13 protein-coding genes and 2 tRNA genes are annotated in these 14,747 nt (G+C 52.2%); 3 read left to right on the plus strand and 12 right to left on the minus strand.

The genetic code is table 11. From position 1 onward, the window contains the following. The first annotated feature begins 6 nt into the window (after nucleotides 1-6). Both DW642_RS04900 and DW642_RS04905 read left to right on the plus strand, forming a co-directional pair. Nucleotides 7-88 (plus strand) — tRNA-Tyr (locus DW642_RS04900). Nucleotides 89-91: 3 nt separating this feature from the next. After that, nucleotides 92-177: transfer RNA gene (locus DW642_RS04905), tRNA-Leu, on the plus strand. 126 nt (nucleotides 178-303) lie between these two features. Here the strand turns inward: DW642_RS04905 and DW642_RS04910 are convergent. From DW642_RS04910 to DW642_RS04960, 11 genes are all read right to left on the minus strand, one after another. Further along, nucleotides 304-2,394: an alpha-glycosidase gene (locus tag DW642_RS04910; RefSeq protein WP_117509463.1), complete on the minus strand. Its 2,091-nt coding sequence runs from the start codon at nucleotides 2,392-2,394 to the stop codon at nucleotides 304-306. 416 nt (nucleotides 2,395-2,810) lie between these two features. After that, nucleotides 2,811-4,673: an ATP-dependent zinc metalloprotease FtsH gene (gene ftsH / locus DW642_RS04915; protein ID WP_117509464.1), complete on the minus strand. Its 1,863-nt coding sequence runs from the start codon at nucleotides 4,671-4,673 to the stop codon at nucleotides 2,811-2,813. Between the two features lie 9 nt (nucleotides 4,674-4,682). Next, nucleotides 4,683-5,219, minus strand: a complete 537-nt coding sequence (gene hpt, locus DW642_RS04920) for a hypoxanthine phosphoribosyltransferase (protein ID WP_022462110.1) — start codon at nucleotides 5,217-5,219, stop codon at nucleotides 4,683-4,685. Then, nucleotides 5,216-6,637 carry a tRNA lysidine(34) synthetase TilS gene (gene tilS / locus DW642_RS04925; protein WP_055227252.1) on the minus strand — a complete coding sequence of 474 codons (1,422 nt, stop codon included), beginning with the start codon at nucleotides 6,635-6,637 and terminating at the stop codon, nucleotides 5,216-5,218. Before tilS ends, hpt begins: the two co-directional genes overlap by 4 nt. Before the next feature lie 15 nt (nucleotides 6,638-6,652). Further along, a complete protein-coding gene (locus DW642_RS04930; RefSeq protein WP_055218705.1) occupies nucleotides 6,653-8,134 on the minus strand; it encodes a SpoIIE family protein phosphatase in 1,482 nt (493 codons plus the stop codon). Nucleotides 8,135-8,208: 74 nt separating this feature from the next. Next, nucleotides 8,209-8,538, minus strand: coding sequence for an FtsB family cell division protein (locus DW642_RS04935; protein ID WP_022462107.1), 330 nt, complete (start codon nucleotides 8,536-8,538; stop codon nucleotides 8,209-8,211). A gap of 100 nt (nucleotides 8,539-8,638) precedes the next feature. Continuing rightward, on the minus strand, nucleotides 8,639-9,046 hold the full coding sequence (gene yabQ, locus DW642_RS04940) for a spore cortex biosynthesis protein YabQ (protein ID WP_117509465.1): 408 nt from the start codon (nucleotides 9,044-9,046) through the stop codon (nucleotides 8,639-8,641). A 2-nt stretch (nucleotides 9,047-9,048) separates the two neighbouring features. Next, nucleotides 9,049-9,327: a sporulation protein YabP gene (gene yabP / locus DW642_RS04945; protein ID WP_330410109.1), complete on the minus strand. Its 279-nt coding sequence runs from the start codon at nucleotides 9,325-9,327 to the stop codon at nucleotides 9,049-9,051. Between the two features lie 87 nt (nucleotides 9,328-9,414). Then, the gene (locus tag DW642_RS04950) at nucleotides 9,415-9,654 is read right to left on the minus strand and encodes an RNA-binding S4 domain-containing protein (protein WP_022462104.1); all 240 of its coding nucleotides are present in this window, start codon (nucleotides 9,652-9,654) and stop codon (nucleotides 9,415-9,417) included. 10 nt (nucleotides 9,655-9,664) lie between these two features. Beyond that, the gene (locus tag DW642_RS04955) at nucleotides 9,665-9,937 is read right to left on the minus strand and encodes an HU family DNA-binding protein (protein WP_022462103.1); all 273 of its coding nucleotides are present in this window, start codon (nucleotides 9,935-9,937) and stop codon (nucleotides 9,665-9,667) included. Between the two features lie 241 nt (nucleotides 9,938-10,178). Continuing rightward, nucleotides 10,179-11,156: a phosphotransferase gene (locus DW642_RS04960; RefSeq protein WP_117509466.1), complete on the minus strand. Its 978-nt coding sequence runs from the start codon at nucleotides 11,154-11,156 to the stop codon at nucleotides 10,179-10,181. A 248-nt stretch (nucleotides 11,157-11,404) separates the two neighbouring features. Here DW642_RS04960 and DW642_RS04965 point away from each other — a divergent pair, with 248 nt between their 5' ends. Beyond that, nucleotides 11,405-13,270: a beta-N-acetylhexosaminidase gene (locus DW642_RS04965; protein ID WP_117509467.1), complete on the plus strand. Its 1,866-nt coding sequence runs from the start codon at nucleotides 11,405-11,407 to the stop codon at nucleotides 13,268-13,270. Nucleotides 13,271-13,342: 72 nt separating this feature from the next. On the opposite strand, the gene DW642_RS04970 is transcribed toward DW642_RS04965, so the two are convergent. Beyond that, a complete protein-coding gene (locus DW642_RS04970) occupies nucleotides 13,343-14,671 on the minus strand; it encodes a CCA tRNA nucleotidyltransferase (protein WP_117509468.1) in 1,329 nt (442 codons plus the stop codon). Nucleotides 14,672-14,747: the final 76 nt, after the last annotated feature.

Raw genomic sequence — 14,747 nt, forward strand, 5'->3', positions numbered from 1 at the left:
ATACATGGACGGATTCCCGAGTGGCCAAAGGGGACAGACTGTAAATCTGCTGCAAATTGCTTCGATGGTTCGAATCCATCTCCGTCCATATGCCGCAGTGGCGGAACTGGCAGACGCCCGGGACTTAAAATCCCGTGGGTAGTGATACCCGTACCGGTTCGATCCCGGTTTGCGGCACGATTAAGAGCTCTGATTCATACGAATCGGAGCTCTTTTTCCATTTCTATTTTTCAATCTCCCGTCCCCACTACCAGCCTCGCCGCCGCCCGTTCGGTCTTGCGTGATGCGGCGGCGAGGCGTCCGTCACTCCTCGCATCTATGCAGTACCACTCCCGATAACGGCAGCAAATCCATCTCCAGTATGCCCGCCGGTGCCTCGATTTCTTTCTCCTCCGAAGAAAATCCCACCGCATCCGTCGCAAACACCTGCGTCAGCTTCGCCACCGAACTCCGGTTAATCCCGGTAAGCCACACCGGAATCTCCACATGCACCCTCTCATTCCGGTTATTAATTATCACAATCACCTGCTCCTCCTGATTAAACCGTCCATAAGAAAGCACATTATAATCATGGCACAAAAATTTCAGCGATCCCATCGCCAGCACCGGAAATCTCCGATGCACCGCAATCATTTCTTTATAGAATCGGATCAGCTCCTGATCCTCCTGTCCCCAGGGATACGTCCTCCGGTTATCCGGATCCGTAAACCCAACCTGGCCGGCCTCATCCCCATAATACAGCGTCGGCGCCCCCGGCCACGTCATCTGAATCACAACCGCCTCGCGCAGCACCGCCTTATTCGTATTCTCCGCAGCCGCATACGGCCCAACATTCGCCACACGCCCCACACGATGATTCGTTCTCGTGAGGAACCGCGAATGATCATGATTATCCAGCTCATTCATCGCCGTATACAGCGAAGGCGCATAAAACGCCGGCATATGATACGTCATCGCCCCGATAAAACTCTCACTGTTTCCGAGAAGTCCCTGGTTAAACTCATCACTGTGCTTCTCCATACCCGTGAGGAACCAGGAAACCGGCTCCATAAACGCATCATAGTTCATCACCGTATCCCACTCGTCGCCCTGCAGCCAGCTCATCGCATCGCCGTAGTGCTCAGCCAGAATAATTGCCTCCGGATTCGCCTCCTTCACAACGCGCCGGAACTCCTTCCAGAACTTGTGGTTAAACTCCGGGCTGTGTCCTAAGTCAGCGGCCACATCCAGCCGCCAGCCGTCCGCATTAAACGGCGGAGAAACCCACTTCGCGCCGATGCGCATAATATCCTCCATCAGCTTCTCCGAACCCTCGTAGTTCAGCTTCGGCAGCGTATCATGGCCCCACCAGCCGTCATAAAACTCATTGTACGGCCAGTTATGCTCATTATAAAACTTAAAAAACGTGTGATACGGACTGTCCTGCGCCACATACGCGCCCGGCTCATAGCCCTTTCCGGCCTCATAAATCCGCTCGCGGTCCAGCCACTTGTTAAACGAACCACAGTGGTTGAAAACGCCGTCCAGAATCACCTTCATGCCGCGCTTGTGCGCCTCCTCCACCAGGTGGATAAACAGTTCATTGCTCGCCTCCAGGTTCGCCTTGTTCGTCACACGGTCAATATACCGCGTTGCCCGCGTATTGTCCTTGTCGCCCGGCCAGAGCAGATCGCCTTCGTCGGAGACAATCTTTCCGAAATGCGGATCAATATAGTCATAATCCTGAATATCATACTTATGGTTCGACGGCGAAACAAACACCGGATTCAGATAAATGACCTGCACACCGAGATCCTGCAGATAATCCATCTTGTCAATGACGCCCTGCAGATCGCCGCCGTAGAAATTGCGGACATCCATCTGCTCCGGGAAGCGGTTCCAGTCATCCACCTTGTTGACCTGCTCACCGATGTAGCTGTACTCTCCCGTCAGCACATCGTTGGACGGATCTCCGTTGCAGAAGCGGTCCACAAAAATCTGATACATGACAGCGCCCTTCGCCCAGTCCGGCGTATGGAAGCCCGGGATAATGCCGAAAGAGTACATCTCCTGCAGCTCTCTTGTGACACCGAGCTTGTTGTAATAACAGACCACGCGGCCTGCCTGAATCTCAAAAAAATAGCGGATCGGCTCATTTCCGACCGGAATCTCGATCTCGTAATAATCAAAACCGTTCCGGACCAAACCGACCTGCATCTGTGCACGGGTGGAACCGCTGATGAAATAAACCGCATCTACATTATTTTTCAGGGTACGGAACCGGATCTTCACCGTGTCGCCCGGGTTCGGCTCAAACGGAATCTGATACTGCGGGGATTCATCGCTGTAGAGCGCATGCTTGTTGAACATCGCCCGCATCTGTGACATATACTGCTGCATTCTTGTTTTATCCATGAACTAACGCCTCTGTCTTTCTCAATCATTCATTCCTTATATTTTACCCCACACCGCCATGTAATACAACCTTTTTCTGAACACATGTAACGATTGTGTTTATTGGATTTTTATATAGTAAAAGAGCCAGCGGGGTACGCTGGCTCTTTTGGAGAAGGTATTTCTCTTATGGGGTGTAGCAAAAACTATATAATGTATTGGGGGGTTTTTACAGTTATTATAGTACCATACGTCCCTCGAAAAGTCTGCACAAATCGCGATTTTTTTTCATTTGATTCTTATTCAAAATAACGATGAATTTTTCCGGCGTTTCGGATTTTCTGTTTTAATTTGCACAAACGCCCGTAAAATCACAGAAAAAACCTGCAAAAAACTTTTTTGTTCTCTGCAGGTTTTCTATTGCAAATAAAAAGATATCAGATTTCTCCAGAAACTTCCGGTGCTGTTCCTGTCATCTGTGCTTCCTGCTCAAAAATGGCTTCGAATTCAGCACGGCTCAGCTTCTCTTTTTCCATCAGCTGCTTTGCACACTCATGCAGCACATAGGAATGCTCCAGAATAATCTGTTTCGCCTGATCGTGGCATTTCTCGATCATCTGGCGGACTTCCTCATCGATGGCTGCGGCTACATTCTCGCTGTAGCTCTTCGTATGGCCCCAGTCGCGGCCGATGAAGACCTCATCCGAGTCGGAATCGTAAGCGACAAGACCAAGGTTCTCAGACATACCGTACTTCGTAATCATGGAACGCGCGGTAGCCGTCGCCTGTTTGATATCCTGGGATGCGCCCGTTGTGATATCGTCGAAGATCAACTCCTCTGCCACACGGCCGCCGAGGCATACGGTGATGTACTGCATCATTTTGCCTCTCGTCTGGAACATATCGTCATTCTCCGGCTGCGGCATCGTGTAGCCCGCTGCGCCAGGACCTGTCGGGATAATGGAGATCGTGTAAACCGCCTCCATATCCGGCAGCATATGGAACAGGATCGCATGGCCTGTCTCATGGTATGCGGTGATCCGTTTTTCTTTATCCGAAATGACTTTACTGCGCTTCTCCGCACCGATGCCCACTTTGATGAAAGCAGACTTGATATCGGCCTGGCGCACAAATCTTCTGCGGTCCTTTGCCGCCATGATTGCTGCCTCGTTCAGCAGGTTCTCCAGCTCTGCGCCGGTGAAGCCTGCGGTCGTCTGCGCGATCTGTTTCAGATCCACATCCTCGGCCAGCGGTTTGTTCTTTGCATGGACTTTCAGGATTTCCTCACGGCCCATGACATCCGGCGGTCCTACAACCACGCGGCGGTCAAAACGGCCCGGACGGAGAATCGCCGGATCCAGGATATCGACACGGTTCGTCGCTGCCATCACGATGATGCCCTCATTGACGCCGAAACCATCCATCTCAACGAGAAGCTGGTTTAATGTCTGCTCTCTCTCATCGTGGCCGCCGCCCATGCCGGTGCCTCTTCGTCTTGCCACGGCGTCGATCTCATCGATGAAGATGATGCACGGCGCATGTTTTTTTCCTTCCTCAAACAGGTCGCGGACACGGGAAGCGCCGACGCCGACGAACATTTCCACGAAATCCGATCCGGAAATGCTGAAGAACGGCACGCCTGCCTCTCCTGCAACAGCTTTCGCCAGAAGGGTTTTACCGGTTCCAGGAGGGCCCACAAGAAGAACTCCTTTCGGGATTCTTGCGCCGACCTGTGTATATTTCTCCGGTGCTTTCAGGAAATCGACCACCTCAACAAGGTCTTCTTTTTCCTCTTTTAAGCCCGCAACATCGCGGAACAGGACTTTTTTGTCTTTGTCGGTGGACATATGGGCGTTGCTTTTTCCAAAATTCATCATTTTGTTTCCGCCGCCTCCACCGCCGCCCATGGAGCGGTTCATCATCGACATGCCGAAAAGAAGGATCATACCGAGCAGCAGGGCCGGCAGGACGGATGTCATGAAAATGCTGTCTCTCTGGACATTCTGCACGGTGTACGTTACATCAGCATCCTCCAGAAGGCTGATAGCTGCGTTTACGTCGGTCACATTGACCGTATAACTGTCACCGCCCTGCTCCTGTACCACGACGGAGCCGGTCGGCACTTCTTTGTTCTGGACAATCTGCGCGGATGTCACTTTGCCGTCTTTTACGGCGGTTTCAAATTTCTGCTGACTTGGGCTGCTGCCTGCGCTGATTTTTCCGGTGATATAGAACATGGCAAGCACGATAATCACCATAAACGCCGCGTAGAGTCCAAATCCACTGCGCTGTCTGTTCATATTTTCTTTTTACTCCTCGTCTTCGTGAAACTCCACTACTCCGATGTATGGAAGATTCCGATATTTCTGTGCGTAATCCAGACCGTAGCCTACGACGAACTCGTCCGGGATATTAAAGCAGGTATAATCTACTTTGACATCGCGCACTCTGCGCTCCGGCTTGTCGAGCAGAGTACACAGGTGTACGGATTTCGGATTTCTCTTTTTCAGGATGTCGATCAGATAGTAAAGCGTTCTTCCGGAATCGATGATATCCTCCACGATCAGAACGTCTTTTCCTTCCAGCGGCTGATCCAGGTCTTTTACAATACGGACAACTCCGCTGGACTTGGTGTCATCGCCGTAACTTGATACGGACATAAAGTCAAGGCTTACCGGCACTGTGATGCGTTTTGCCAGCTCGCACATAAAGAATACGCCGCCTTTTAAAACGCAGATCAGGTGCACTTCTTTTCCTGCGTAATCGCGGTTGATCTGGTCTGCTACTTCTTTAATTCGTCTGTCTACTTCTTCTTCGCTTAATAATACTCTGATTGTCTCTTTCATCTGTTTTCCTCCTTACCAACGCCAATCTGTATCTGCAGAACTGCTTTCGTGTCTTCCCCGACACGGCCGCTCTCTCCTCTGCGATACCCCACGACCCACCAGATCTCCGGTCCGTCGGCGAGCAGCAGAATGGAATCCCGCTCCTCTTTCGGTATCTTGGCATCAATCATATAATCTTTTAGTTTCTTTTTCCCGCCTTTTGCGGTTACTCTCAGATAATCTCCGCTTCTTCTCGTGCGGAGGACAAGACCGTCTTTTATTTTATCACAGTCAAAGCATTTCGTATACTTTTTTTCTTCAATTCTTTCGGGAAAAACCGATGTTTTTTTCACAATCGTGACTGGATTTTCTGCAAATGCGAGACTTTTTTCCTCTTCCCACCCGGCCGGAACCGGAATTGGAACTTCTTCGCCGCTTTTCCTTTTCCGTTCTTCTTTTAAATGCACTCCCTGCTTTTCCAGGCGGAGCGTCTCGTATCCGCGCACGGCGGTGATTCCATACGGCAGGCAGACACTTTTTCCGACCTGCTTTTCAAAAAGTTCCCGCACAGATTCCAGATGCTCCCTGGTAAGATCCTTCCGTTTTCCCGCCAGCTGTTCCAGAACGCGCCGGATCACGTAGCGCTGCAGAAGAGGCGCTTCGCTGCTCACCGCATCACGCAGCACAACCGCATTTTTCTCTGCGGATGCATACCGCTCCATCAGCTGATCCGTCTGCTGCTCCAGATATTCCTCCGTTTCCAGCAGGTCCAGCGATGTCTGTGCCATATGCGCGGCGGCACGCGGATTGACCTCTTCGGTCAGATACGGCAGCACATGGTGGCGGATTCCGTTCCTCGTGTAAGCATCCTCTGCATTCGTGCTGTCCTCACACCAGGAACACTTACGGCTTTCCAGTTCCTGCCGGATCTCTTTTCGTCCGACGCAGAGAAGCGGACGGATCACATTCCCCCGCACGGGGCGTAAGGAGGCAAGTCCGGCCAGCGACGTTCCCCGTGCCAGGTGATGCAGCATCGTCTCCGCAACGTCATCCTGGTGATGGGCGAGCGCAATTTTCACTGCCCTCTGCTCCTTTGCGCACGCTGCAAAAACTTCCTGCCGCGCCGCGCGTCCCGCCTCCTCCGTCGAGAGATGCTTTTCTTTTGCGATCTTCTCCACGGGACAGGAATAGAGATAGAACGGAACATCATATTCCCGGCACAGATTTTCTGCAAATGCCGCATCCCGCCCGGCTTCCGCGCCGCGCAGATTATGGTTGACGTGGACAGCCAGCAGCGAAAAGCCAAGCGGCTCCTGCAGTTCCCGCAGCAGATGAAACAGGCAGACGGAATCCGCGCCGCCGGAAAGGCCGAGCAGCACGCGTTCGCCTGCCGTTACCATATGATACTGTTCCATAAAGGCTCTTACTTTCTCTCGCATCCTTCGTTTTTACTCCTATTTTTTCCAGATTCTGGCGACCAGAACCGTCATATCATCCCGTGCGCGGCAGCCGCCGAGGCGCAGCACGCGTTCCAAAAGCTCCCGGGCAAATTCCCGCGGCTCGCTGTTTTTCACTTCGAGAAGAAGCTGCTTCATCTGCTCCGTCCTGTCCCCGGGCAGCGCGTCCAGCACTCCGTCCGTCATCATCACAAGGTAATCACCGTCGTACAGCTTTTTCGTTGTGGTATCAAAATCCGTCTGGGAAACGAGACCTGCGGCAAGACTGGTCGACTCCACAACCTCCACCCACGTATCCCGCCTAAGGAACGTCGGCGATGCACCTCCTTTCAAAAAGCTGCAGACGCCTGTGTAGAGATTAATCGAAGCAACATCAAACGTGGAAAACATCCCTTCCTTTGGCTGCAGCAGAAGCATCGAATTGATCATCCGTGCCGCCATGATCCGCGGGAATCCGGCGCGCAGGAACTGTTCAAACAGCTCCACCACCGTCTCGCTCTCCCTGTTTGCCTCGATCCCGGAACCCATGCCGTCCGACAGGCAGAGGACAAACTGGCCGTTTTCGCAGAGCACACTGTAATTATCCCCGGAGATACTCTCCTGCTCCTTGGTGATGCGTCCCACACCGTAGAGAACCTGGAATTTCACATCCTCCTGAAACAGCACCGTCTGGTATTCTCCGCTTAAGACCTGTGCCCCGTCGCGTACCGCAACCATCGGGATTCCGCACAGGGAACCGATCAGTTCCGCCGTCTGGCGAAGCGTGATCCGGCAGTGACGGCCCGCTTTGACCGTCATATAGATCTGTAAATGCTCTTTCGGCCGCTCCTGGAGCCAGATTTTCTGGACGAAAGCCCCGTTTTTCTTCATCTGGCGGCAGATTTTTTCCGAGAGCTCGTCCGGCAGACTGTTGAGGCTGTACAGATCACACGCGGCGCGGTCCATAATCCCGGCGACTTCACTTAACTGTTCTGCCACCACGCGGCGGCTCTCCGCCACACGCCCCGACCAGAGCGCCGTCTGGCGTTCCTGCTGGTAGCGGTTCCAGAACAGTTCCAGAAAGCGGGATCCGTTCAGGCAGGAGGCGTTCCATTCGCCTTTTGCACGGCTGATCTCGTCCTCATCCCCGTCGGCGATTGTCTGAAGAAGTTCCTGGCACCGCTCGCGCGTCAGGTTTCCGTACTGCTCCCAGCACCACGACGCCTTCGCACAGCGGCTACAGACTTCCTGCTGTTCTTTTTCCAGAATCTTGTCCACCCGGCCCGTCTCCGGCATCACACTTTTTGACGGCATCTGGTAAAAGCTCTCTGCCAGAACGCGGAACGAATCGGCGTAGTGTTCCATCTGCAGCTTCTGCGGATGATTGTCATAGACGGCCGCTTCCCGGCGGCTTCTTCTGGCTTCCAAAAAAATTTTAGCCATGTCCCCTGCTGACAGCAATGCGCCGATCAGGAACATGGCAATGATCCACTCCGGCATGTTCCGCTCCTCCTCTCTTTGTTCTGGACTTCAAAGGGGACTGCGAAATCATGCCCTTTCTTTATCTGTTTTGTTTATTTCGACTGGGATTCTTTAAATAAAATCTCATTATCCTTTACCATGCCAAGTTTTTCTCTTGCCGTTTTTTCTATGTACTCATCGGTCTGCATGTATTCTTTCAAGGCGGTAATATCATCGGTGCGCTGCTTCTCCTCTTCAATCTGGCTGTCCAGACTGGAAAGACGGGATGCATTTGCATTGACCTTCTGCTGAAGGCTGATTCCCTTTACGGTAAGGACTGCAACCAGGCAGCACAGGACTACGGTAATTGAGAACTCTGTTGTACGGCTCTTCTTTCTGACTTTTTTCTTTCGGCCAGAATTCTTTTCTTCCCTTTCTTTCATTCTTTTCTTTACCCTTGCTTTCTATTTTCCAACCGTCTGCAGCCAAACTATCTGTTGTTTTTCGTCCGCAGACTTGTTTCTTTTGTTCTTACATGTGTAGTTACATCTTACCGTTCTTCCCATGAAATTTCAACCTTTTTCTCCGTTTTTTCATACTTTTTACCAGCCATTTTCCTGGAAAAGCGAGGATTCGCCCTGCTTTTTTGATTCCCTTTGCCAGAAGTTCCGGAAGAAAGCGTCCAAACGATGCGTGGTACAATGCAGCGCCCCCAAGGATGCCGCCAAACAGATACCCGCGGAGAATGCCGCTGTTCTCTCCGTAAATCCGTACAAACAGATACAGCGCTGCCGCAATCCAGTAGCAGAGGTCCTCTGCAGATACCGCCGCATGGCTGTGGCGGATCAGTTTCCGCGCTGTCTTGATCAGATCATACCAGAACCCCAGGACTGCCCCCTGCCAGATGGAACAGGCGAACAGAATCAGCTCCCGGGTGACATACGCACTCATTTTTACCGGAACAGCCGCGCAAGCGCAGACCCCTTCTTCTGCAGCGGCCCATGTTCCGTATAGACCAGGCTGTCGATGCTGCCTTCGATATCCGCCTCTCCCTTTTCCAGCTCCAGGCGGCCCACATGCAGCTCTTTTCCGCGGATGGTAAGAACACCGCAGACGGTCACGAGCAGAACTTCGTTCTCATCAAAGCTTTTCACATCCTGCACGCCGCCAAGAGAAAGTGTTTTCCGCTGTTCCAGCAAAAGGCGGTGCGCCTGTTCGTTCATCTCCCCCATACAAAAAACCTCCATACAATGGTCTATACACCCATTATATGAAGGTTTTCTCTTTTTATTCGCTGCACATGAATCCTGCCGCACTTCTTATAAGTAGCGGTAAAGCTCCTGTGCTTCTTCTTTTTTCACGGTTTCCTGCACATTCAGCACTTCTACCCTGACGGATTTACTTCCGAACTGAATTTCCAGTACATCTCCTGCCTTGACCTGTGCGGATGCTTTTGCCGGTCTGTCGTTGACGAGGACACGGCCTGCATCACAGGCTTCATTGGCTACGGTACGCCGCTTGATCAGTCTTGATACTTTTAAAAATTTATCTAAGCGCATAGATTTTTACTTAGTTCATCATGTCCTTTAAAGCTTTTCCTGCTTTGAATTTCGGAGTTTTGGAAGCTTTGATTTCCATGGTCTCGCCAGTCTGCGGATTTCTTCCTTCTCTTGCTGCTCTTTCGGATACTTCGAAGGTACCAAAGCCTACCAGCTGAACTTTCTCACCTTTCTTTAATTCTTCAGATACTACATCGATAAATGCTTTTAAAGCAGCCTCTGCATCTTTTTTGGATAAATTTGTCTGCTCAGCCATAGCTGCAACTAATTCTGTTTTGTTCATGAGTTTTACTCCTCCTGTATCTTACATTTGTTTTTTACATGGTACGCGGGCCCGCTGATACACACGACCTGCCCTGCCGGCTGTTTTTCTTCCGGATGATCAGTCTGTTACGTTGACCGGCTTTTTCGCGTAGCTGTATATATTTATATACTAATGCGTCTCTCTTGTCAAGAAAAAAGTCCCCCATACCAGCGGTTTTATGGCGATTTCTGCCCAAAACAGACTCTTTTCCACCGCACGGTTAAAAGAAGGATCCCTTAACAAACCGCAACCAGTCTGCCTGCTGCGCATTGAGTGTTTTTAGTTTCTCCGTATTCCGCCCGGATATCCACGATTTTCTGCTTCCGTAGTAGCGGTTTGCCAGTTTCCAGTATTTCCACGGATAGGAAAGATAGAGGCGGAGTGTCTCGATTTCCCCCTCATCGAGCGGCCGTCTGGCGCTGTAGGCGTTTAAGATCCGTTCTGCCGCGCGCTCGCTCCAGCCGTGTTTTTCCAGAATTTTCCGCATAAAATAGCCAAGATCTGCCACCTGGAGATCGAAGTTCCACTTGTCGAAATTGACCGCCGTTTCGCCTCTGCCGTTTTCCAGCAGAATATTGTGCTGGCTGAATTCCCCGTGGCAGACGGCGCCTTCTTCGTCCGCCCGCTGCCGCAGTTTTTCATAGGAAGAAGCTTTCATTTCCGCGGCCGCCCGCTCTCCCTGTTCCAGATACGGACCGGCGCTTGCCAGCAGCAGTTTTTCAAACTCATTTTTCTTCTTTTTTGTCTGCAAATACTTTCGGATCTTTCGAATTTCCACATTGTGGCGGATGCACTCCTCCACGATGGATTCCCTCCGGTATTCCATTTTCACCGGCAGATGAGCTGCCGTATGTAGCCGCGCCAGCGCGTCCGAGGCGCGGATAAGATCCTCACTGTTTCCCGTCTCACATTCCCGGCCCGGGTACCAGTTCCGCACAATGTACGTTCCTCCGTCGTCCCCGCGCGTTGCAAGCGCTCCCTCTTCGTTCCGCAGAATCTGATCGCACCGCAGGAGCCCCGACTCCGTGATGCGGCACTGTAGAAGATACCGCTGCTCCAGTTTTTCTGCCGCCGTCCCGAACTCGCTGATCAGCTTATCCCCCTGTTCGGTGTGGCACAATAAAGCGCCCCGCACCCGCATTGTGCCGGAAGCCGTAAGACCGTAATGGGACAGCACACTCAATCCATAATCATACAAGAGCCTGACTCCTTTCCCTGTTGTGATCGTTTTTGGGGTCACGATTCAATGTATGCGTATCCGCCCTGTGCCATGCATACTGGTTTCTGTTTTTTCTTTCATCCCAAAAGCAATGTTGAAAGTGTTTTCTTTTTCTCTTATTTTATTGTTTTTAATTTCACCGCATGGTAAAATATTCCAAACTTGACAGGATGAAAAACACCTGTTATGGGGTTCTCTAAAATCATTTTATTTTAAGGAGGGTTTTTATGATTTTCTTACCACAGCCATCTTCCCTTTCCTACGGAGAGGGCACCTTTACAATTCACTATGACAGCCGCATTTTTCTCGATTCCGAGAGCCCGGCTGAGCTTTTTTCTGCAGCACAGCTTCTGCAGCAGGAGATTGAGACACAGACGGGATTCCGTCCTGCCATCTGCCGCCGTCATCAGCCGGTGGGATCACACCTGATCTATCTGACTGCCTCTCCGGAATTATCCCGTGAGGCTTATACCCTCGCTGTCACACCGGAAAACATCACGATCTGCGGATCTCTGGAAAGCGGCGTTCTCTACGGCGTGCAGACACTCCGTCAGATGATCCGCCAGGCAGGTGCTGTTCTTCCAACCGTCCTGATCTCCGACAAACCGGCCATGGAAAACCGCGGCTTCTACCACGATGCGACCCGCGGACGTGTTCCGACGCTTTCCTATCTGAAACAGCTTGCCGACACCTTGAGCTTCTATAAAATCAATCAGCTTCAGCTCTACATCGAGCACAGCTATCTCTTCGACGATCTGACCGAGATGTGGCGCGACGATACGCCGCTCACTGCAGAGGACATCCTCGAGCTGGACCGCTACTGCAAGGGACTTGGCATTGATCTCGTTCCGTCGCTTGCAAGCTTCGGCCATCTGTACAAGCTGCTCTGCACGAAATCGTATGCACATCTGTGCGAACTGGAAGGCTCTGCTTCGGCTCCGTTCTCCTTCTATGACCGCCAGGCGCACCATACGCTCGATATCACAAACCCGGAGAGCCTCTCCCTTGCCAAACACATTCTTTCCGAATATATGCAGCTCTTCTCCTCGAAGTATTTCAATCTCTGCGCGGATGAAACGTTTGACCTTGGAAAAGGGGCTTCCCGCGCACTCGCCGAGGAAAAGGGAACCACCGTCATCTACACCGAGTTTGTGACAGAGCTTGCCAACTATATCACTGAATCCGGCCGCACGCCGATGTTCTGGAGTGATGTCATCAGCCAGGAGCCGGAAGCTTATCATCTCCTGCCGAAGAACCTGATCTGCCTCCACTGGGATTATGCGTCAAATGTTTCATCGGAGCGTCTGACCCGCCTTGCCAATTCCGGTGCCGAGCATCTGTATGTGTGCCCGGGCGTACAGGGATGGAACCAGCTCATCAACAAGTATCATGAGGCGTATGAAAACATTTCCAGAATGGCGCGCTACGGCCACGAATGCCATGCGATGGGACTTCTGAACACTGACTGGGGCGATTACGGCCACATCAATCACCCGGACTTCTCCCGCATCGGCATGATCTACGGCGCGGCGTTCTCCTGGAATGCAGACATTCTGCCGGAGGAGGAAATCAACCGCCAGATTTCCGTGCTGGAATTTGGTGATGCTTCCGGAAAACTCGTTTCCGTGCTCGATCTTCTCTGCCATCAGGATGCGTATCCGTGGCGCACTGCCGTTATGGTACAGGAAGCACTCGAACTGCATCAGGACAAAGAAGAGGCTGCCGAACTGCTCCGCTCCTGCGCGGAAGGCGATGCGGATGCAGCAAATGCTTCAATCGACGCGCTCTGCGCCGTTCTGTACGAGAAAGCCGGCACCGTCCGCCCGGAGAACCGTCCGATGATCTATGCGTACCTGCTCACCGCAGACGGCCTGAAAGTGCTGAACCGCCTGCTGCCGTTCCTGCGCGCTTCCCTTCTTTCCGAGGGCACTCTGCCGGAGAAAGAAGACTGTTTTGCACTCGCCGGAGATCTCGAACGGTGGCTGCACAGCTATAAAGAGCTGTGGCGCACCGTCTCCAAGGAGAGCGAACTGTACCGCATTGCCCATGTGTTCTGCTGGTATGCGGATCTGCTGCGTGATCTGAACGTATAAAACCAGCAAAAAACAAAAGAGAGCCGGGGACGGATTGTTCTGTCCCCGGCTCTCTTGCTTGCCGTTTTGGCTTTACAGCAGTGTTTTTACGTACTCTGTCAGGTATTCTTTTGTATTCTTCGCCGGATCTTTCATCACTTCTTCCAGCGCCGCGTTCAGGCATTCGCCGATTTTCGGGCCTTTTGGGACACCGAGTTCCATCAGATCTTTGCCGGAAACGGCCAGCATTTTCAACGTAAAGCAGTCGCCGTTATCGAGAATTTCTCTGACGCACTCCCTTACCTTTTCGATCCGTTCCAGGGTTTTCTCCCGCTGGTACAGGCTTTTGGCCATCGTATCGGCTTCCTGCACGATCATCAGTTTTTCGAACAGCTCCGGGCCGAGTTTGTTCAGAATACGGCGGATCACCGGTTTCTCCGGAGCCATGCGGCAGTCATGCCAGCGGATCAATGCTGCGACCTGGCGGATGGTTTCGTTGTCGAATTTCAGACGGCGCAGAATCGCTTTCGCCATTTTCTCCCCCGCCGGTGCGTGGCCTTTAAAATGATCGATGCCGGCCTCATCCGTTGTGCGGCACGCCGGTTTTGCAATATCGTGGAGCAGCATCGTCCAGCGCAGAATCGGATCTGCCGGAACGTGCTGCAGAGCGGCAATCGTGTGCTCACCGACATTATAGCAGTGGTGCGGATTGTTCTGCGGTGTTTTCATCAGTTCATCAAACTCCGGCAGCACAATCTTTGTAATACCCGCCTCATAGACGGCCTCCATGTACTCCGGCCGCTTCGAGATCAGCAGTTTATTCAGTTCCACACGGATCCGCTCGGCGCTGATTTTTTCAAGCGTCGGCGCGAGTGCTATGATGGCATCCAGTGTTACCGGATCGAGTTTGAAGCCGAGCTGTGCGGAAAAGCGGAGGGCGCGCAGGATCCGCAGTGCATCCTCACTGAACCGCTCGGTCGGATTTCCGACACAGCGGATGACTTTGCGCTGTAAATCCCTGATTCCATCGAACAGATCCACAAGCCCCTCTTCGTTGTTGTATGCCATCGCATTGATCGTAAAATCACGGCGGCGCAGATCCTCGGCAAGGCTGGAGGTAAAGACCACTTCTTTCGGATGGCGGCCGTCCTCATACTCTCCGTCGATGCGGTACGTCGTGACCTCGTGCGCGCCGCTTCCGGCCAGAACTGTTACCGTTCCGTGCTCCAGTCCCGTATCCACGGTGCGGTCAAAAATTTCTTTTACCTGCTGTGGGGAAGCAGAGGTTGTAATATCCCAGTCGTCCGGCTCCCGCGCAAGAATCGTATCGCGCACACAGCCTCCGACCGCGTACGCCTCGAAGCCTTTCGCATGCAGGGAATCGATTACCATATTTACGCTTGGCGGCATTTTTATCTTCAAATTTGTTATCTCCTTTTTCTAAATCTGCTTTTCCAGTATAGCAGTTTCCTTTTTTTCCCGCAAGTGTGGTTGCGGT

Source organism: Blautia sp. AM23-13AC, from assembly GCF_003435675.1.
GTDB classification, from domain to species: domain Bacteria; phylum Bacillota; class Clostridia; order Lachnospirales; family Lachnospiraceae; genus Fusicatenibacter; species Fusicatenibacter saccharivorans.

Excerpts from the sequence above, each read along its gene's own strand:
- DW642_RS04935 (WP_022462107.1), bottom strand. The coding sequence starts at position 8,538 with ATGAAAGAAAGGGAAGAAAAGAATTCTGGCCGAAAGAAAAAAGTCAGA.
- yabQ (WP_117509465.1), bottom strand. The coding sequence starts at position 9,046 with ATGAGTGCGTATGTCACCCGGGAGCTGATTCTGTTCGCCTGTTCCATC.
- tilS (WP_055227252.1), bottom strand. The coding sequence starts at position 6,637 with ATGCGAGAGAAAGTAAGAGCCTTTATGGAACAGTATCATATGGTAACG.
- hpt (WP_022462110.1), bottom strand. The coding sequence starts at position 5,219 with ATGAAAGAGACAATCAGAGTATTATTAAGCGAAGAAGAAGTAGACAGA.
- DW642_RS04965 (WP_117509467.1), top strand. The coding sequence starts at position 11,405 with ATGATTTTCTTACCACAGCCATCTTCCCTTTCCTACGGAGAGGGCACC.
- ftsH (WP_117509464.1), bottom strand. The coding sequence starts at position 4,673 with ATGAACAGACAGCGCAGTGGATTTGGACTCTACGCGGCGTTTATGGTG.
- DW642_RS04955 (WP_022462103.1), bottom strand. The coding sequence starts at position 9,937 with ATGAACAAAACAGAATTAGTTGCAGCTATGGCTGAGCAGACAAATTTA.
- DW642_RS04950 (WP_022462104.1), bottom strand. The coding sequence starts at position 9,654 with ATGCGCTTAGATAAATTTTTAAAAGTATCAAGACTGATCAAGCGGCGT.
- DW642_RS04910 (WP_117509463.1), bottom strand. The coding sequence starts at position 2,394 with ATGGATAAAACAAGAATGCAGCAGTATATGTCACAGATGCGGGCGATG.
- yabP (WP_330410109.1), bottom strand. The coding sequence starts at position 9,327 with ATGGGGGAGATGAACGAACAGGCGCACCGCCTTTTGCTGGAACAGCGG.
- DW642_RS04930 (WP_055218705.1), bottom strand. The coding sequence starts at position 8,134 with ATGCCGGAGTGGATCATTGCCATGTTCCTGATCGGCGCATTGCTGTCA.